At 66.4% G+C, this 17,866-nt stretch carries 20 protein-coding genes and 1 tRNA gene; 10 read left to right on the top strand and 11 right to left on the bottom strand.

From position 1 onward, the window contains the following. Window positions 1–71: 71 nt before the first annotated feature. Window positions 72–881 (bottom strand): 4-hydroxy-tetrahydrodipicolinate reductase, encoded by an 810-nt coding sequence (gene dapB, locus PVW46_RS26495; protein WP_043136120.1) that lies wholly within the window; start codon window positions 879–881, stop codon window positions 72–74. Between the two features lie 112 nt (window positions 882–993). Here dapB and rbfA point away from each other — a divergent pair, with 112 nt between their 5' ends. The 7 genes from rbfA to lpxK all read left to right on the top strand — a co-directional run bounded on the left by rbfA (window position 994) and on the right by lpxK (window position 7,171). Beyond that, the gene (rbfA, locus tag PVW46_RS26490) at window positions 994–1,389 is read left to right on the top strand and encodes a 30S ribosome-binding factor RbfA (protein WP_043136118.1); all 396 of its coding nucleotides are present in this window, start codon (window positions 994–996) and stop codon (window positions 1,387–1,389) included. A 4-nt stretch (window positions 1,390–1,393) separates the two neighbouring features. After that, a complete protein-coding gene (locus PVW46_RS26485; RefSeq protein WP_052244203.1) occupies window positions 1,394–2,143 on the top strand; it encodes a phosphodiester glycosidase family protein in 750 nt (249 codons plus the stop codon). Window positions 2,144–2,458: 315 nt separating this feature from the next. Continuing rightward, window positions 2,459–3,802 carry a TldD/PmbA family protein gene (locus tag PVW46_RS26480; protein ID WP_043136114.1) on the top strand — a complete coding sequence of 448 codons (1,344 nt, stop codon included), beginning with the start codon at window positions 2,459–2,461 and terminating at the stop codon, window positions 3,800–3,802. Further along, window positions 3,789–4,562 (top strand): 3'(2'),5'-bisphosphate nucleotidase CysQ, encoded by a 774-nt coding sequence (locus PVW46_RS26475; RefSeq protein ID WP_069209261.1) that lies wholly within the window; start codon window positions 3,789–3,791, stop codon window positions 4,560–4,562. Before PVW46_RS26480 ends, PVW46_RS26475 begins: the two co-directional genes overlap by 14 nt. A gap of 158 nt (window positions 4,563–4,720) precedes the next feature. Continuing rightward, on the top strand, window positions 4,721–4,960 hold the full coding sequence (locus PVW46_RS26470) for a DUF4170 domain-containing protein (protein ID WP_043136110.1): 240 nt from the start codon (window positions 4,721–4,723) through the stop codon (window positions 4,958–4,960). A gap of 4 nt (window positions 4,961–4,964) precedes the next feature. Further along, a complete protein-coding gene (locus tag PVW46_RS26465) occupies window positions 4,965–6,170 on the top strand; it encodes a 3-deoxy-D-manno-octulosonic acid transferase (protein ID WP_069209262.1) in 1,206 nt (401 codons plus the stop codon). Further along, entirely contained in the window at window positions 6,170–7,171 is a 1,002-nt protein-coding gene (gene lpxK, locus PVW46_RS26460; RefSeq protein WP_069209263.1) for a tetraacyldisaccharide 4'-kinase, read from the top strand. Before PVW46_RS26465 ends, lpxK begins: the two co-directional genes overlap by 1 nt. Window positions 7,172–7,175: 4 nt before the next feature. On the opposite strand, the gene PVW46_RS26455 is transcribed toward lpxK, so the two are convergent. After that, window positions 7,176–8,039, bottom strand: coding sequence for an N-formylglutamate amidohydrolase (locus PVW46_RS26455; RefSeq protein WP_069209264.1), 864 nt, complete (start codon window positions 8,037–8,039; stop codon window positions 7,176–7,178). A 150-nt stretch (window positions 8,040–8,189) separates the two neighbouring features. On the opposite strand from PVW46_RS26455, the gene PVW46_RS26450 reads away from it, so the two are divergent. Then, a tRNA-Val gene (locus PVW46_RS26450) sits at window positions 8,190–8,264 on the top strand. Between the two features lie 99 nt (window positions 8,265–8,363). Continuing rightward, entirely contained in the window at window positions 8,364–8,489 is a 126-nt protein-coding gene (gene ykgO, locus PVW46_RS26445) for a type B 50S ribosomal protein L36 (RefSeq protein WP_043136100.1), read from the top strand. A 109-nt stretch (window positions 8,490–8,598) separates the two neighbouring features. On the opposite strand, the gene PVW46_RS26440 is transcribed toward ykgO, so the two are convergent. Then, entirely contained in the window at window positions 8,599–10,287 is a 1,689-nt protein-coding gene (locus PVW46_RS26440; protein WP_069209265.1) for a peptidoglycan-binding protein, read from the bottom strand. Between the two features lie 215 nt (window positions 10,288–10,502). Beyond that, complete coding sequence (locus PVW46_RS26435; RefSeq protein WP_069209266.1) at window positions 10,503–11,675, bottom strand: phenylacetate--CoA ligase family protein; 1,173 nt, start codon at window positions 11,673–11,675, stop codon at window positions 10,503–10,505. Window positions 11,676–11,881: 206 nt separating this feature from the next. Here PVW46_RS26435 and PVW46_RS26430 point away from each other — a divergent pair, with 206 nt between their 5' ends. Further along, entirely contained in the window at window positions 11,882–12,751 is an 870-nt protein-coding gene (locus PVW46_RS26430) for a hypothetical protein (RefSeq protein WP_069209267.1), read from the top strand. Window positions 12,752–12,799: 48 nt separating this feature from the next. Here PVW46_RS26430 and PVW46_RS26425 read toward each other — a convergent pair whose 3' ends face one another. From PVW46_RS26425 to PVW46_RS26395, 7 genes are all read right to left on the bottom strand, one after another. After that, the gene (locus tag PVW46_RS26425; RefSeq protein ID WP_069209268.1) at window positions 12,800–13,216 is read right to left on the bottom strand and encodes a cupin domain-containing protein; all 417 of its coding nucleotides are present in this window, start codon (window positions 13,214–13,216) and stop codon (window positions 12,800–12,802) included. Between the two features lie 62 nt (window positions 13,217–13,278). Then, complete coding sequence (locus PVW46_RS26420; protein WP_043136089.1) at window positions 13,279–14,103, bottom strand: ABC transporter ATP-binding protein; 825 nt, start codon at window positions 14,101–14,103, stop codon at window positions 13,279–13,281. 113 nt (window positions 14,104–14,216) lie between these two features. Beyond that, window positions 14,217–15,512, bottom strand: a complete 1,296-nt coding sequence (locus tag PVW46_RS26415) for an ABC transporter substrate-binding protein (RefSeq protein ID WP_069209269.1) — start codon at window positions 15,510–15,512, stop codon at window positions 14,217–14,219. 96 nt (window positions 15,513–15,608) lie between these two features. Next, window positions 15,609–16,685 (bottom strand): branched-chain amino acid ABC transporter permease, encoded by a 1,077-nt coding sequence (locus PVW46_RS26410; protein WP_043136084.1) that lies wholly within the window; start codon window positions 16,683–16,685, stop codon window positions 15,609–15,611. A 28-nt stretch (window positions 16,686–16,713) separates the two neighbouring features. Beyond that, a complete protein-coding gene (locus tag PVW46_RS26405; protein ID WP_069209270.1) occupies window positions 16,714–17,199 on the bottom strand; it encodes a hypothetical protein in 486 nt (161 codons plus the stop codon). Window positions 17,200–17,202: 3 nt separating this feature from the next. Further along, entirely contained in the window at window positions 17,203–17,478 is a 276-nt protein-coding gene (locus PVW46_RS26400) for a hypothetical protein (protein WP_069209271.1), read from the bottom strand. Between the two features lie 4 nt (window positions 17,479–17,482). Next, a complete protein-coding gene (locus PVW46_RS26395; protein WP_043136079.1) occupies window positions 17,483–17,731 on the bottom strand; it encodes a hypothetical protein in 249 nt (82 codons plus the stop codon). Window positions 17,732–17,866: the final 135 nt, after the last annotated feature.

The raw sequence follows: 17,866 nt of genomic DNA, 5'->3' as shown, positions 1-17,866 counted from the left end.
CGCGTGCCGAACGGAGCGCGCGGTTGGATGGGTGGGTGGGCGTCGCTCCGGGCGGAGCGCGGGCGCGGGACTTATTTCAGCCCCAGCACATCCAGCATGTCGTACTCGCCCGGTCCCTTGCCCTGCCCCCAGAGCGCTGCCTTCAGCGCGCCTCGGGCAAACAGCGCCCGGTCCGAAGCAATGTGTTTCAGCACGATCCGCTCTCCGGCTGCGGCAAAGATCACCTCGTGCTCGCCCACGATGTCGCCACCGCGGATCGCATGGAACCCGATGTCCCCTTTCTTGCGTGCACCGGTGATCCCGTCGCGACCGCGATCAGACACGTCGGACAGCGAGACGCCCCGCCCCTCGGCCGCGGCCTCGCCCAGCATCAGCGCAGTACCAGACGGCGCGTCCACCTTCTGGTTGTGGTGCGATTCGACGATCTCGATGTCCCAGTCCATGTCCAGCGCCGCCGCCACCTGCCGCGTCACCGTCGTCAGCAAGTTCACGCCGAGGCTCATGTTCCCTGCCCGCACCACCACCGCGTGCCGCGCTGCAAGCGCGATCTTCTCAAGATCGCTCTCCGCCAGCCCGGTGGTGCCGATCACATGCACCAGCCGCGCCTGGGCGGCGAGTTCGGCAAAGGCCACGGTCGCCGCCGGCGAGGTGAAATCGATCACCGCATGGGCACGGGCAAAGGCCTCCAGAGGGTCATCCGAAACCATGACACCCAATGCCGCGCCGCCCGAGGCCAGCCCCAGGTCCTGCCCCACCCAGGGGTGTCCGGGCCGCTCCAGGGCTCCGCAAAGGTGCAGCCGTTCATGCGCTGTCACCTGTTGAACCAGCATCTGGCCCATCCGGCCCGAAACGCCGGTCACCACAACGCCGTAATCCTCCATCGTCCCGCTCCTTGACGCCACTGTTCCGCCCCTGTTACCGCTCCTCTCCGGCAAATGCACGCCCCACGCGGGGCGCTTGGCAAACGAAGACAGCAAGCTTAAGTCTGGACCTATGGCACGCAACAGATTCCACGACGGCCCCGGGCCCAGCCAACGCCAGCTTCGGGTCGCCGAGCTGATCCGCCGCACCTTGTCCGAGGTGCTGCAACGCGGGGATATCCACGATCCCGATCTCAACCGCCTCTCGATCACCGTGGGCGAGGTCCGGGTGTCACCCGACCTCAAGGTCGCGACCGCCTATGTCGTGCCCCTGGGCGGCGAGCATCAGGCCGACATGTTCGAGCTGCTGGACCGCAACAAGGGGGAGTTGCGCCGCGCCGTGTCGCGCGGCCTGACCCTCAAGTTCGCGCCAGAGTTGCGCTTTCGCCTCGACGAGACCTTCGACCACCTCGACGACACCCGGCGCCTGTTTTCCGACGACGCCGTGCGCCGCGATCTCGACGACTGAGCTCATGCGCCGGATTGCCGCCTGCCTTGCCCTGCTGACCGCCACGCTGGCCATTGCCCCTGCGGCGCAGGCGGTGACATGCCGCGACATCGACCATGAGGGCAACGCCTATGTGGTCTGCGAGGTCGATCCGGAACGCGAGAACCTGCGCCTCTTCCGCGCCGACGAAAGTGGCGACGCCTACGGCCATTTCAGCCTGCTCAAGGCCGACCTGGCCAGCAAGGGCAAGGATCTTGTCTTTGCCATGAATGCCGGAATGTACCACGAGGACCGCTCTCCTGTCGGCTACTACCTCGAGGACGGTCGCGAAGAGATGCGCGTGATCTCGGGGCCGTCGCAGGGCAACTTCGGACTTCTGCCGAACGGCATCTTCTGCATCGGAGAGGGCTGGGCGCGGGTGATCGAGACACGGGATTTTCTTGCTCGCCGTCCGCGCTGCCGCCATGCCACCCAGTCGGGCCCGATGCTGGTGATCGAAGGCGCCCTGCACCCGCGTTTCCTGCCGGACAGTTCGTCACGCTACATCCGCAACGGCGTGGGCACTTCGGCGAACGGTGACCGCGCGGTCTTTGCCATCTCGCAGAACACGGTCACCTTTCACGAGTTCGCCCGCCTGTTCCGCGATGTGCTGAAACTGCCCAACGCCCTGTTCCTGGACGGAAACATCTCGCGGCTTTATGCGCCCCAGATCAACCGCGCCGACCTTGGCCGCCGCATGGGGCCGATCGTGGCCGTCACCGAGAGCACACGCTAGGACCGATCAGCTCTGCCAGGATGCCGCGCATGCGTGGCAGTCCGAACGCTCCGCAAGCATGGCCATGTTCAGTCCGGGTTCGTTTCCCGCCGCGATGCTGCCCGGGCGGATAGTCACATCGGTCATGGGAAAGGGCTGCACGGCGCTCAACAAGGCAATGCGCCCATAACAAATCGCCTTGGCCCCGAACATCAGCCCCCTGATTATCCCAGTCGGATCAGGCTATTTCCGAAACCGGACACAGGGAAACGGCCTTGGCCTTGCCTCTCTTCCCGGTCCGGCTTACCTCGGAGTGACATCAATCCAGAGGCTCCCATGACCGACACCTGCCAATCGCTTGCCAATGCCCTGCTTGACGCCGCCCGCAAGGCAGGTGCCGATGCGGCGGACGCCCTGGCGGTCGATGGCGCGGCACAGTCCATCGACGTGCGCGGCGGCGTCCTGGAACAGGCGGAGCGGGCCGAGTACCGCGACCTCAGCCTGCGGGTCTTCCTGGGACAGCGCAGCGCCTCGATCTCGGGGTCGGACATCCGGCCCGAGGCGCTGGCCGAAATGGCCACCCGCGCCGTGGCAATGGCGCGCGAGGCGCCCGAGGACCCCTATGCCGGCCTGGCCGATCCTGATCAGATCGCCACCGACTGGGACGTCGCGTCGCTGGAGCTGGCCGATCCCGCGCCGGAACCGGCACCCGCCGCGCTGGAGGAAGATGCACGGCAGGCAGAGGCCGCAGCCCTGTCGCACGATGGCATCACCCGGATCGACAGCGCGGCCGCGCAATACACCGCACAGACCATCGCCCTGGCGGCAACCAACGGGTTTTCAGGCAGCTACAAGCGGACGTCGCGCGCGCTGTACTGTGTGGCCATCGCGGGCGAGGGCCTGGGGATGGAGCGCGACAGCGACGGCGACAGCCGCACCTTTCAGTCCGATCTGCGCAGCGCGCAGGACATTGGCGACAGCGCTGCCGCCCGCGCCCTGGAACGGCTGAACCCGCGCAAGCCCAAGACCGGCGCCTACCCCGTGCTTTTCGACGAGCGGGTCGCCGCGTCCCTGATCGGTCACATGGTCGCCGCCGCGAACGGCGCGCAGGTGGCGCGCGGCCAGTCCTGGCTGCGCGGGGCCCTTGGCGAACAGATCCTGCCCGACCATCTCAGCCTTATCGAGGACCCGCACCGCCCACGCGCCAGCGCTTCGCGCCCCTTCGACGCCGAGGGCCTGCTGACCCGCAAGCGCGCCGTGATCGACAAGGGCGTGCTGACCGGCTGGACGCTGGACCTGGCCAATGCGCGGAAACTGGGCATGGAGAGCACCGCAAATGCCGCGCGCGGCGGGGCCTCTGTTTCGCCGGCATCGTGGAACCTGGCCCTGACGCAAGGCTCGCAAAGCCGCGAAGACCTGATGCGCGAGATGGGCACCGGCCTGCTGGTGACCTCGATGATCGGGTCCACGATCAACCCCAATACGGGCGATTATTCGCGCGGCGCGGCCGGTGTCTGGATCGAGAACGGCGAACCCGCCTACCCGGTGTCCGGCGTGACCATCGCGGGCAACCTGCGGGACATGCTGCGGTCCATCGTACCCGCCAATGACGCGCGCGCCTATCTCAGCCGCGTGGTCCCCTCGCTGCTGGTCGAAGGATTGACCCTTGCCGGCGAATGATCTCGACCTGCTGATCGAAGCGGCCCGCCGCTCTGCCGAAGTGGCCACCGCCTTCGTCGGCGGCGACCTGGGCGTGCAGTACAAGGCCGTAGACGACAGCCCCGTCACCCAGGCCGACCTGGCGGTGAACACGCTGCTGACGCAATTCCTGCGTGAGGCACGGCCCGATTATGGCTGGCTGAGCGAGGAAACCCCGGATGGCACCGACCGGCTAAACACAAAACGCGTCTTCATCATCGACCCGATCGACGGCACGCGCTCTTTCATCCAAGGCGAAAACACCTGGGCCCATGCGCTTGCGGTGGTCGAGGACGGGCAGGCGATTGCTTCGGTCGTCTACCTGCCGATGATGGACAAGCTCTATTCCGCCAGTTTGGGCGGCGGCACCCATCTGAACGGAGACCGCGTGACTGCCAGCGCCACCGCGCGGCCCGACGAGGCAGAGGTGCTGGCCACCCGCCCCAGCCTGGATGCCGGACACTGGCCCGGCGGCCTGCCAAAGCTCAAGCGCAGCTACCGCCCCTCGCTGGCCTACCGGCAAAGCCTGGTCGCCGAGGGCCGCTACGACGCGATGTTCACCTTTCGCCCGACATGGGAATGGGACATTGCCCCCGGCGCACTGATCCTGTCCGAGGCCGGGGCACGCATCACCGACGGCAAGGGCGCACCGTTGCGGTTCAACGCGCAGGTCCCCAAGGCCGAAGGCATGATTGCCGCGAACCCCGATCTGCATGCCGCCCTGATGCAACGCAGGCTCTAGCCCCATTGCATGGATCGCCCCGGCTGCAAACCGCCCAAGGCGGGGGCATTGCCCGATACGCACCCCGTCACAGCGCCGCGCTCCTTCACCGCGCCTTGACCAACGGTGCGCGTTCGCTAGGGTCGCGCTGACCCCGCAACCCAAAGGGAGCGCGCCTCATGCAACGCCTTCACCTCGTTTTCGGCGGCGAACTCGTCGATCCGTCGAAGACCGTCTTCAAGGACGTGAACGACCTGCACATCGTCGGTATCTTTCCCAATTACGAAGAGGCTTACAACGCCTGGAAGGCCGAGGCGCAGCGCACCGTGGACAATGCCCACATGCGTTATTTCATCGCCCATCTCCACCGCCTGCGCGAAGAGGCGCAAGAGGCCTCCTCGACCGAGGAACTGGGCTGACCCCATGACGCGCCGCGCGCTGAGCCTCTCGGCCTACCTGGCCTATGCGCGCAGCGCCTCTGCCCCGGGCGAGACGCCGGACTGGCCCCCGCGCCCCTCCGGCCCGCTGGTCTGGGGCTTTGCCGAAGACCGCGAAACCGGGCGCGCGCTGGCCAGCCTTGGCGCGCGGCTGACCGCACAGCGCCCCGAGGTCACGGTCTGGCTCAGCGGGCGGGTGCCGTCGCGCCCGGGGCTGATGACCGTCCCTATGCCGCGCGACATGGCCGCCGACGATCTGCGCAGCCTTCGCCAGTTGCGCCCGGATGTGGCGCTTTGGACGGGGCAGGCGCTGCGTCCCGGCCTGCTGTCGGCCCTCGCGGAAAGTGGCAGCCACATGATCGCCCTGGACCTGGCCGATGCTCCTTTTCCGGCAGAGGCACCGCGCTGGCTGCCCGATCCGGCGCCGGCCGTTCTGGCACTGTTCGACAGTCTCTACACGACCGGCCCCGATGCCAGCCGCCGACTGAGGCGCCTTGGCATCGAAAGCGGCCGCGTGCATGATGCCACGCCCTTTCTGGACACCGAGGCGCCGCTGGATTGCTCGGACGGGTTGCACGAGGAAATTGCCAGCCTGATCGCCGGCCGTCCCGTCTGGCTGGCCGCCCGCGTCCGCCCGGACGAGGCACGCGACGTGCTGATGGCACACCGCCAGGCCAGCAGGCTGGCCCACAGGCTGCTGCTGATCCTGGCCCCGGCGGATCCCGCCGACGCGGAGAGGATCGCGGCCATGCTGCGCCGCGACCAGATGCGGGTCTGCGACTGGGAAAACGGCGACATGCCGGACGAGAACACACAGGTCCTGCTGGCCGGCGGGCCGGAAGAGTTGGGCCTGTGGTATCGGCTGGCGCCGCTGGCCTTCCTGGGCGGTTCGCTGACCACCGGCGGCACGGGAGAGGATCCCTTCGAGGCGGCGGCGCTTGGCGCGGCCGTGCTTTATGGCCCCAACGTGGGGGCACACCTGGGTGCCTACTCGCGGCTGGTCGTCGCCGGGGCCGCGCGCATCGTGCGCGACGGCGATTCCCTGGGGACAGCGGTGTCACACCTTGTCGCCCCGGATCAGGCGGCGGTCATGGCCCATGCGGGCTGGGACGTGATCTCGTCCAGCGCGCGGCTGGTCGACCGTGTCCTTTCCGAGATCTGCGACACGCTGGACGCGAGGGCCGAGGACTGATGCGCCCGCCCCGTTTCTGGCAGACAGAACCCGACACCCCAGCTTGGCAGGCGCGCCTGCTGGCGCCATTGGCGGCACTCACCGCACGGGCCACGGCCCGCCGTATCGCCCGCCCGCCAAAAGTGCGTCCCGGTATTCCGGTGATCTGTGTCGGCAACGTCAACGCGGGCGGCACCGGCAAGACACCAACCGTCATCGCCCTTGTCCAACGCCTGATCGGGCGCGGGCTTGTCCCGCATGTGGTGTCACGCGGGTACGGCGGGCGTCTCACTGGCCCGGAACAGGTCGACCCCAGCCGGCACACCGCCGATATGACCGGGGACGAACCTCTGTTGATCGCTGCCTTCTGCCCCACATGGGTTTCGCGCGATCGGGCGGCGGGCGCCCGGCAGGCAGAGGCCGCGGGCGCCGACGTGATCGTGCTGGACGACGGGTTGCAGAACCCGGATGTGGCCAAAGACCTGACCGTCATCTGTGTCGACGCGGTCGCCGGGTTCGGCAATGCGCGCTGCCTGCCTGCCGGGCCATTGCGTGAACCGCTGGCGGTCGGACTGTCGCGGGGCGACCTCCTGCTGTCGATCGGACCGGACGCGGCGCAAAAAAGGTTTGCCGCAGACTGGAGTCCGCGCATTTCTTTACCGCATCTGACCGGACACCTGGCGCCCCTTCAGACCGGCATGGACTGGGAAGGCTTGCCGACGCTCGCCTTTGCCGGGATCGGACATCCGGAAAAATTCTTTGCCACCCTGCGCAGCCTGGGCGCCGATATCCGCCGCGCCGAGGCGCTGGAGGACCACCAGCCCTTCACCAAGGCGCTTGTCACCCGGTTGATGCGTGAGGCTCAGCTGTTGGGCGCGCAACTGGTCACGACGGAAAAGGACGCGGTGCGCCTGCCGCCGGAGTTGCGGCGCGAGGTTCTGACCCTGCCTGTCCGGCTGGACGTCCACGATCCCGCGCCGCTGGACGCGGCGCTGGACCGGCTGTTCGACCGCCAGACGTGACGGGTTATTCCGCGGCCAGTTGCTGCTGACCTTCGCTGCCAAGCGCCGCCAGTTCCGCCACCACGTCGCGCAACCGGCGCCGAACAGAATCGAACTCGGCGTTCGGCAGGATCTTTGCCTCGTCCATGTACAGCGCCCGGTCGATTTCCACCTGAACCGCGTGCTGCCCCCGCGACGGGCGGCCATAGTTCTGCGTCGTATAGGCCCCGGCAAAGGGCGCGTTGCGCGCCACGACGAAACCGGCGGCGGCAAAGGCCGCCTCGACCTGCTCGACGATCTCGGGACGGGCCGAAGCACCGAACCTGTCACCGATCACGACCTCGGGCCGCCGTGCACCGTGACGGGCGGAACCGTCCAGCGCCTCATGCGGCATCGAGTGGCAGTCGATCAGCACCGCTTCGCCAAAGCGCGCCCGCGCATCGTGCAGCAAGGCGTGCAGCTTGTGATGGTAGGGTTGCCAGATTCGCGCGATTCGCCGGTCGGCCTCTGCCCGCGTCAGCTTGCCGCGATAGATTGCCCGCCCGTTGGCCACCACGCGGGGCACGACACCCAGCCCGCTGGCCACCCGTGGATTGTGCCCGCCGCGACGCAAGCCCTCGATCAACGCCGGGTCCAGTTCGTCGGCAGCGCGATTCAGATCAATGTAGGCACGCGGCGCCCCGGCCCGCAGCAAGGGCGCCCCGAACTCCGGCGCGCAGTCGAAAAGCCGGTCTACATAGGCATCTTCGGAGGTCCGAATGCTGTGATTGTCCAGAATCGTTGTACGCAGAAAGCTGTCGGGATAGTCCCGGCCCGAATGCGGAGAGGCGAAAACCACGCGCGACGCGGGTGTTTCGGGCATGTGCAGGTGGTACGAAGTTTCAGGCATCCGCGCTCCTTTTCGGGGATGAGAATAGACCGAAAATTCCACCCTCCAAAAGCCCTTGATCCCCGGAAAGAAGCCATTTATAGACCCTCCACCGGCGCGCATCACCGGGTGCTTCGAAAGAGGCGGACGGGAATGTGCAAGGGTCATATAGGGCGGTTAGCTCAGCGGTAGAGCACTTCGTTGACATCGAAGGGGTCACTGGTTCAATCCCAGTATCGCCCACCATGAATTCATCGCCCGGCACCCCGGGAGGCATGCCTCTCGGTGCGTCGGGTATTGGCCGCAACCAATGGCGCTCGCGCGCCGCGACGACAGGAGAAGACCATGAAGGTCGTTAACTCGCTCCGCTCGCTCAAGAAGCGCCACCGCGACTGCCGCGTTGTGCGCCGCAAGGGCCGCGTCTATGTGATCAACAAGACGCAGCGGAAATTCAAGGCACGCCAGGGCTGAACCCTGGCTTTATGCCTTGGGGCCTCTGGCCCGATCCGAATAACCCCCGCCGGCATCCGCCGCGGGGGTTTTTCTTTGGGCAGGTGCCCCATTTCTGGGCCAGACCGGATCAGTCCCGGTCCAGCCCGATGATTCCATCTGCCAAGAGCCGCACCACCGTCTGCTCGTCGAGATAGCCCGACACACGCAGCCCGCGCGAATCCTGGTATCGGCGTATGGCCGCCCGCGTGTTCTCGTCGAATCGGCCGTCCACCTTGCCCGGTTTGAGGCCCAGCTGATCCAGCCTCCGTTCGGCCAGCTGGCGGGCCACGAAGTTCAGGTTCATCGCCTGCTCTTCCTGCCGTGCCGCCACCGCGTCACGCACCTTGGAGGCATCGTGTTCCAAAAGGGCGATTCGCTGCTGCGCCTCGGCGCGGAAGGCGCCGTTGGGCCAGTCCTGCAAATAGGTCCGATAGGCGCTTGTCGTGTTGGCCTGTGCCGCCTTGGCCCAGTCGCGCCGGTCCTGACCGGCGGCCTGTTCCGCGCGGCGGTCGTCGATCTCCTGCAGCACGCGGCGGGCCTCTTCCGCGAACTGGCCTTCGGGATACTTCTGCAGGTAGTCCCGGAACCCGGCTTCTTCGCCCCGTCGTTCGACCTGCCGCCAATAGGCCCGCTCTTCGCGTTCCCGCTCCAGCCGCCGTTCTTCTGCTTCGCGTTCCAGTTCTGCCGCACGCCGGGCCGATTGATCCTGCAGCCGCACGATCTGGTCCCGGCTGAGATAGCTGGTCACGCGCAGGCCCGAATCCTCCTGCCAGCGCCGGATCGCCCCCCGGGTTCCGTCGCCAAAGATGCCGTCGATGCCGCGCGTATCATACCCAAGGATCGACAAGGCCCTCTGGATGCCCCGCCGTTGCTCTCGTGTCAGCTCCAGCGCCTCTTCGGCGCGGCGCTCGCGGTAGAAGGGCTCGGAATTCAGCGCATTCAGGCGCTGCCGCGCGGCATTGGCATTCTGCCCGTCCGGAAATCCGTCAAGGTAGGCGCGATAGCCGTCGGGCGAATCCGCCTCCTGGGCCAGCCGCCAGGCCGCCTCATCCGCCGCCCGCGTAAAGGCCGCAGGGTCGGGTCGTCCAGGCTCCGACGGATCACGGGGACCGGTCACATCCTCGGCGCGCACGATCACCTGCGTATGCGGCGCGTAACCCTCGACCTCCAGTTCATAGTCCAGCGCCGCGCGCAACACGAAGCGCCCGGTGCGGGCCAGGTCCCGCGCCGCATAGCGTGCGACGTCCACCGCCGGTCCGCGAATCACCGTCACCCCCTGCGGGATGTCCAGTTCACCCAGCCCCTCGGACAGGAACAGGCCCAGGTCGGGATCGGTCGGGGTCTCCCCCAGGACCAGGAAGGCCCGTCCTTGGTAGGCTGACAGGATCGACAGGGCCGCGTCCAGCGGAAAACCCTGGACCAGCACCTCGGCCTCGTCGATCCGCCCCGACCCGGTGACCGGGACCAGGTAGCTGCCCCCGACCCCATGCACGAATGCGCCCGAGAGCAGGATCACCACGGGCCCGCCATCATCGTCCAGCATCGCTGCGAACTCGGCGAAGGCGCGGCGCATGCCGGCGGCATCCGCGTCCTGCGCCAGCGACACGTCAAATCCCTTTTCGCGCAGGGCATCGGCCGCCACGGTCACACGTTGTGCCCCGAACAGCGTCTGGACAGCGGTGTAGCGGCTGTTGCCGATCACCAGCGCGTCGCCGGTCGCCTGCGCGCCCGTCGCGCCCAGGATCGCGCCCGCCAGGGCAAGGGCGAATATCCGCATGAGAGGTCCTCCCGGTCGTCTGTTACCGGACAAGCCTACCGCCTGCCCGCCACAGGACAAGCGTCACCTCCGGGGAAAATGGGCGGCCTTTCGCCCAAGTCATCCCTGCACCGTCCCTACGGACGCGAAAACGGGCCGGCGCGCCCCTGTTTCTTTGGTTTTTCAAAATACCTCGGGGGAGTCCCGCAGGGACGGGGGCAGAGCCCCCTCCCCGCTCAGTCGTAGCTGCGCTGGTCCTCGATCACCAACCCGTCGCGTGGCAGTGCCCCGGGGGCGACCAGTTCGACCTTGCCCTTCAGCTTCAACACCTCGGCCACGGTCCCTTCGTAGGTCGCGGCATCGCCGCCTTCCGCCTCGATCCGGACCGTCATCACGTCCATCTCGCCTTCGCGACTGGCCACGACGCGGGCGCGCGCGATCTCTGCGTGTTTGGCCACCAGTTGCGCCACCTGTTCGGGGCGCACGAACATGCCCTTGATCTTGGTCGTCTGGTCGGCGCGGCCCATCCAGCCCTTGATCCGGGTGTTGGTCCGGCCGCAGGGGCTTTCCCCCGGCAATACGGCGCTCAGGTCGCCGGTGGCAAAGCGGATCAGCGGGTAGTCGGGGTTCAGCGTCGTCACCACGATCTCGCCCACATCGCCCTCGGGAACCGGGTCACCCGTGCCCGGCGTGACCAGCTCGACGATCACATGTTCGTCGAGGATCATGCCTTCCATCTCGGGGCTTTCGTAGGCGACATTGCCCAGGTCCGCCGTGGCGTAGCATTGCAGGCACTGGATGCCGCGATCCGCATAATACTGACGCAACGAGGGGAAGAGCGCGCCGCCCCCGACCGCCGCCCGCGTGATGCGCAGTTCCAGCCCCACCTCGTCGGCCTTTTCCAGAATCATCTTGAGATAATCCGGCGTCCCCGCGTAGGCCGTCACCCCGATGTCCCGGGCCGCCCGCGCCTGCAGTTCGGTCTGGCCCGTCCCGGCGGGCAGCACGGCAGCCCCCACCGCCCGCGCACCGGATTCAAAGATCATTCCAGCCGGGGTCAGGTGATAGCCGAAACAGTTCTGCACGATGTCGCCCCGCCCGATCCCGCAGGCGTTCAGGAAACGGCCCATGCGCCACCAGTCGTGGCTGAGTCCACCCGGCTCGTAGATCGGTCCCGGGCTTTGAAAGACATGCGCCAGGTTCGACACCGGCAACCCGCCAAAGGGCGGTTCCGCCGCCTGTTTCGCAACCAGGTCGGCCTTGCGCAGCACCGGCAGAGCTGACAGGCCCGACAGGTCTTCCAGCGGGTCGATCCCCTGCCTGGCCAACTGTACGTTCAGCGCCTCCAGCTGTGCCGCCTCGCGCGCATCGCGGCTGCGCGTCTCCAGCTCGTCGAAATAGGTGCTCATCACGCTCTCCTTCGAAAGTCCGTCGTACGGGCGCAGGCGGCCCTGCCCCGCGTCCCCGTCATCCCCGGTCCCGGCCGGACGCACCGGTCCCGTCTTGTGTTCACGCCGCGGCTCCGTTGTGCCGGCAAGCAAATTGATCTGGAACAAGGTGCCCCGCGGCCACTGCCCCTAGGGTCTGCCCAGTCAAAGGGAGAGGAGGCCCCGAGATGCACGACGATATTGATGCCCGCATCCGGTTCGACGACGTCCGCCAGGTGATGGAGGTCGATTTCTCCGGCTTCGACTTCGACAACTCGGCCACGGTGAACCGCTTCTACGACCGGATCGAGGCCCGCATCGCGGACACCGGCGAAGAGCTGTGGTTCTTCCTGATCAATCTCAACGGAACACGCATCGACAGCACGGCCTGGGTAGCCTACGCCCGTCGCGGTCGGGCGCTGAACATGGCACACTCGATGGGATCGGTGCGCTTCGACGCCTCGCCGGAGACCGCCGCCCAGATCGAACGCGCCGCACGGACCGAGGCCTTTGATCCCAACCTGTTCACCAACCGCGCCGATGCGCTGATCCGGCTCGGCCAGATGCCTTCCCGCCGCCGCGCCCATGTGCAGCACGATCCGAACTACACTCCGCAGGATTTCTTTCACCGGATCGCCTTCGACGAGGAAGCCGGCATCATGGAGGTGGATTTTTCCTGGTTCACCTTCAATCATTCCCGCGACGTCAACGATTTCTACGACCACATCGAAAGCCGCATCGCCGACAGCGGGCGTGACAGGTGGTTCTTCCTGATCAACTACGAGGGCACGCAGATCCTGCCCGCCGCCTGGGTGCAATACGCGCACCGGGGCAAGAAGCTGAACCTGGATCATTCGCTGGGGACGGTGCGCTATGCGCCGGGCTCCGAGACTGAGGCCGACATCCGGCTGCGCGCCGAAAGCCAGGACTTTCGTCCCAACATCCGCAACACGCGCGCCGAGGCGCTGGCCCGGATCGAGGACATGCGCGCGAAACATGGCTATCGATCCGCCCGGCCCACGACGCAGGACGCCGTGGCTTCGCAGGGGCGCGGGTAGTGTTTCCCTCGCCCAGCGTTCCGGTATGCCGCATCCCGTGCCATCACGTCACTCGACCGGCCAGGAAAAGGGTTCCAGGACATTGACCACATAGGTCACCATCAGTTCGATATCGCTGTCGCCCAGGTTGCGCAGCGGGCCATGTGCATCCCCCGCGGACACAAAGATCACGGTCCCCTCGGCCAGCACCTGTTCGGCGCCGTCCGGCCCCTCGATGCGCCCGCCGCGCAGAACGACCGCATGCATGTCGCCGGGATGGGCATGGCGCCCGACTGTGCCGTCCGGCTTGATCGTCACTTGGCTGATGACCACCTTCATGTCCGGCGCGTCCGAGAGCGGTTGTTCCGACAGCACCTCATGCACCACCAGGTCGCTGGCCTGCACGGGCGTCGCGCCCAGTAGCGCCGCAGAGGCCAGCATGGCAGCGCCGGCAAGCGCAAGACAGGTCGGGGCAGAACGGATCATGTCATCACTCCTCTGGATGGACCGGCCTTCGCGCCGGCAATCGGTGCCGTGACGGCAGCGGCTCAGGCCAGCCACCGCTTGCGGCGCCGGTAGGACCGCACATCGCGGAAGGATTTGCGCCCTTCGTCCGACATCCCCAGGTAGAATTCCTTGACGTCGGGGTTTTCCCGCAGCTCGGCGGCAGGGCCATCCATCACGACGCGCCCGTTTTCCAGGATATAGCCGGAATGGGCGTATTTCAGCGCCACGTTGGTGTTCTGCTCGGCCAGCAGGAAACTTACGCCCTCGTTCTCGTTCACCGATTTCACGATCTCGAAGATCTGTTCCACCAGCTGCGGCGCCAGCCCCATGCTGGGTTCATCCAGCAGGATCGTTTCAGGCCGCGACATCAGCGCCCGCCCGATCGCCGTCATCTGTTGTTCCCCGCCGGAGGTATAGCCAGCCTGGCTGCGGCGCCGTTCCTTGAGCCGGGGGAAATAGGAATAGACCATCTCCAGATCCGCCTCGACGGCCGCCTTGCCGTCCTTGCGAGTATAGGCACCCGTCATCAGGTTTTCTTCGACGGTCAGGTGCTCGAAACAATGGCGGCCTTCCATCACCTGGATCACACCGCGTTTCACCAGCGCCGCCGGGTCAAGGTCCTGCACCCGCTCGCCCTTGTAGACGATGGAGCCCTTGGTCACCTCGCCGCGTTCCGAGTGCAGAAGATTGGAAATCGCCTTCAGCGTCGTGGTCTTGCCCGCGCCGTTGCCGCCCAGAAGCGCGGTGATCCCGCCCTTGTTCACGGTCAGGCTGACGCCCTTCAGCACGAGGATCACGTGGTTGTAGATCACCTCGATGTTGTTGACCTCGAGCAGGGCCTCGTCCGTCCGTCCCGCATCCAGCATCGTCTCACCTCGCGCTTTGGGTCGGCCCGGTGCCGCCCCTGCTGCTTCTTCTCTCTGAAAATATTCGAAAATCGGCCCCGGCGAGGCGGGTGCTCCGCCGGGGCCTGTCGCGATCACATCGCGTCACAGCCTTCGTTCACCGGCCAGGGAGCGTTGGCATCGGCGTATTCCTTCGCCTTTTCCTCTGCCAGCGCCTGGTAGCCTGCCACGTTCGGCGTCAGCAGATCCGAGACCTTGACGAACTTCTCGCCGTCCCATTCCAGCATCCAGCCGCCCGAATGGCCGGTGTGGTTGGCACAGGAGGTCTTGAAGGGCGGCACCATGCCGTCCAGTCCCAGTTCTGCGATGCGCTCTTCGGTCATGTCGATGTGTTCAAGACCCCAGCGCAGCTGTTCCGCGTTGATCTCGGCGGTGCCATACTCGGCCTGAGCCGCGCGGATCCCCTCGGCCAGGATCGCCGAGATCACGATACCGCGCGAGTAGAACACGCCTTTCATCTCGGTCTCGTCGGTCTTGGACATGCCCTTGTCGATGACCATCGACTGGATGTCCTTCATGACCGGCGCATCCATGTTCGGGAAGGACCAGCTGATCGACTTGTAGCCCTTGGCGTCCGCGCCGGCGATAGCAAGATCGGCATCATGACCGGACCACCAGACACCCAGGAAGTTCTCCATCGGGAATTTGGTCTTCACCGCTTCTGTGATGGCGCCGGCGTTCATCGCGCCCCAGCCCCACATCACGACATAGTCGGGACGCATGCGCCGGATCTGCAGCCACTGGGCCGACTGGTTCTGCATTTCCTTCAGGCCGACCGGGATCGGGCTCAGCTCAAAGCCCTTTTCCGCGGCCAGTTGCTCCAGCACCGGGATCGGCTCCTTGCCGTAGGGGTGATCGAGATGCAGGAAGGCAATTTTCTTGCCGTTCAGGCTGCCCTGGCTTTCCAGATACTGGATGATCATGTCGGCGGCATCCCAGTAGCCCGCCGGCGTGTTGAACGCCCACTGGAAGGTCTTGCCGTCCATCATCGGGCTGAAGCCATAGCCCGGCGCCAGGATCGGGATCGCGTCGACGTTGGTCTTGGGCAGCACCTGCAGGGTGATCCCGGTCGACCAGGGCTGGGTCACGATAGCCTTGCCCTTGGTCTTTTCATAGCATTCCACACCCTTTTCCGTGGAATAGCCGGTTTCGCATTCCTCGAAGTCGATCTTGGCCCCGCCGATACCGCCATCGCGTTCGTTCAGCAGGGTCATGTAGTCGGCCTGCCCGTTCATCAGCGGGATGCCCGTCGCGGCAAAGGGGCCGGTCCGGTAGGCTAGGTTCGGGGCATACAGCTCCTGCGCCATCGAGGCCCCGGCGGTTGCCGCCGCCAGCGCGCCCGCAAGGGCCAGTCTGGTAAAGTGTTTCATGTCTTTCCTCCCTTGGAATGTCTCATTGGGTATTGCGTCTTGGTCTTCTTCTTGGGCCGCAGAACGCGACCGTAGGATGGGTGCTTTGCACCCATCTCAATAGGGGAACGGCCAGAGGATCAGTTTCTCCCGCAGCAGCCGCCAAAGCTGCGCCAGGCCGTGCGGCTCGACGATCAGAAAGAACACGATCAGCCCGCCCACGATCATGAAGTTCAGGTGTTCCACCATCGAGGACGACAGCGGGATGCCAAGCGCCTCGGGCACCAGGTTCAGCACCACCGGCAGCCCGACGATCAGGATCGCGCCCAGGTAGTTGCCCAGGATCGACCCCAGCCCGCCGATGATCGCAATGAACAGGATCCGGAATGACAGCGGAATGTCGAAAAGGTTGGGTTCCGCCGCGCCGCGCCACATGAAGACGAACAGCGCCCCCGCCACGCCCACAATGTAGGACGAGATCGCAAAGGCCGTCAGCTTGGATTTCATCAGGTTGATGCCGATCAGCTCGGCGGCGATGTCCATGTCCCGCGTCGCCTTCCACGTCCGGCCAAGATTGCCGCGCGTGAGGTTGATGCAGACCCAGGTCAGCAGGCAGACGATGAACAGCACCAGGTAATACTGGACAATCGAATCCGCCTGCGGGCCGGACACATACAGCCCGAAGATGTCGAGGTTCGGCACCTGGATCGCGCCCGAGGCGTTATAGTTGTAGAGCCAGGCCCATTTCTCGAACAGCCAGACCAGGAAGAACTGCGCTGCCAGCGTCGCGATCGCCAGGTAGAACCCCTTGATCCGCAGGCTGGGGATGCCGAAGGCCACGCCGACGCCCGCGCTGAAGACCCCCGACAGCAGGATCGCGATGATCGGGTTCATCCACGGCATGATGGTGATCATCTTGTAGCAGGCATAGGCGCCCACCCCCATGAAGGCCGCCGTGCCCAGAGACAGCTGGCCGGCATAGCCCGTGAGGATGTTCAGCCCCAGCGCGGCAAGCGAATAGATCAGGATCGGGATCAGCAACGTCTGAAAGGTGAACTCGCTGGCCGTCAGCGGAAAGATCACCCAGGCCAGCACCATGATGAAGCCCAGCAGGAAGGCGTCCTGCTTGACCGGGAAAAGCGCCTGGTCTGCCTCGTAACTCGTCTTGAACTGCCCAGCGGTGCGATACAGCATCGCCGTCCTCCCCTTGTCTCGTCGCGGTTCAGCCCGCGGCTTCTCCGATGTAGCCGCCGGGACGGACAGGCCGTCCCCGCAGGCAGAAATTCAACAGCGCGATCAGCGCCGGCAGCGGCACGAACAGGAAACCGGCCACCGATCCGATCTGGATCCAGCTCAGGTCCTGCCCCGGGTGATCCGCCTGCTGCATCCGCACCAGTCCGATCACCGCCCAGTTCACCGCCGCCCAGAACAGCGAGGCCAGCAGCAGCGTGGCCCAGGCCTGCCAGCGCGGCGGCGCGGTCTCTCCGATGTCCTGTTCGGCCGCACGGACCCGGCTCAGCACCGACAGGCAGACCCAGGGCACCGGAACGGTCACGACCAGCACGACGATCCCCAAGAGGAATTCCGGCCCACCGCCCAGCATCGCGAAGAGAAAGAGCCCCAGCACCACGGCGGCGAGTCCGGTCACCCCGGCAGAGACAAGCCCCGCCGTCAGCCAACCGTCCTTGCCTGCCGCAGCCTCCGTCATGGCTCAGCCTTCCTCCCGGTCATCCTGCTGGCGGCGCCTTGGAACGGACCCCAGTCCGGCCAGACGTGCCATCATGTTCAGCGTCAGCGCGGCACCGGACAGGCCCACCGCCAGCGCGCCATGCATCCCTGCCGAGACCATCCCCGTCATGGCGTTGGTCATCTTGACCATGTCGTCGCTTTCGCCCAGCCCGTTGGCACCGCGCGCCAGATCGGCAATCCCCGGATCGGGGCGCTGCACGGGGCGCGCGACCTGCCGTCTCTCCCGAGGCGTGCTCATCTTCTCAGCCCTCCAGCCCTTCGTCCGCCTCGTAGCGCGCCCGGCTTGCCGCCGGTTTCGCATAGCCGGTCGCCTCGGAATGGCGCACCAGCCAGAAATAGGCCCAGAGCCCCACCGCGGCACCCGCCGCCGCCAGCAGCAGCGCGATGGTCATGCGTCCCCCCGCCTCCGGGTTTCCGGTCAGGGCAAGGTAGCCGAAGGACCAGAACCCGGCCCAGGCGATCACGTTCAGAATGGCTATCAGCTTCGACATTTCCGCCCCTCCTCCGGGCGTCGGGTGGACCAGCGCCACCCGCTCCTCCGACCTTGTCCGATCCGGGCAGACCCGGACCGCCCTAGACCCTTTCGATGATACGTTCCCCGAACAGGCCCTGCGGGCGGAACAGCA

The sequence above is a fragment of the Mameliella sp. AT18 genome, from assembly GCF_028807275.1.
GTDB classification, from domain to species: domain Bacteria; phylum Pseudomonadota; class Alphaproteobacteria; order Rhodobacterales; family Rhodobacteraceae; genus Antarctobacter; species Antarctobacter albus.
This window is presented reverse-complemented; position numbering and strand designations above follow the sequence as displayed.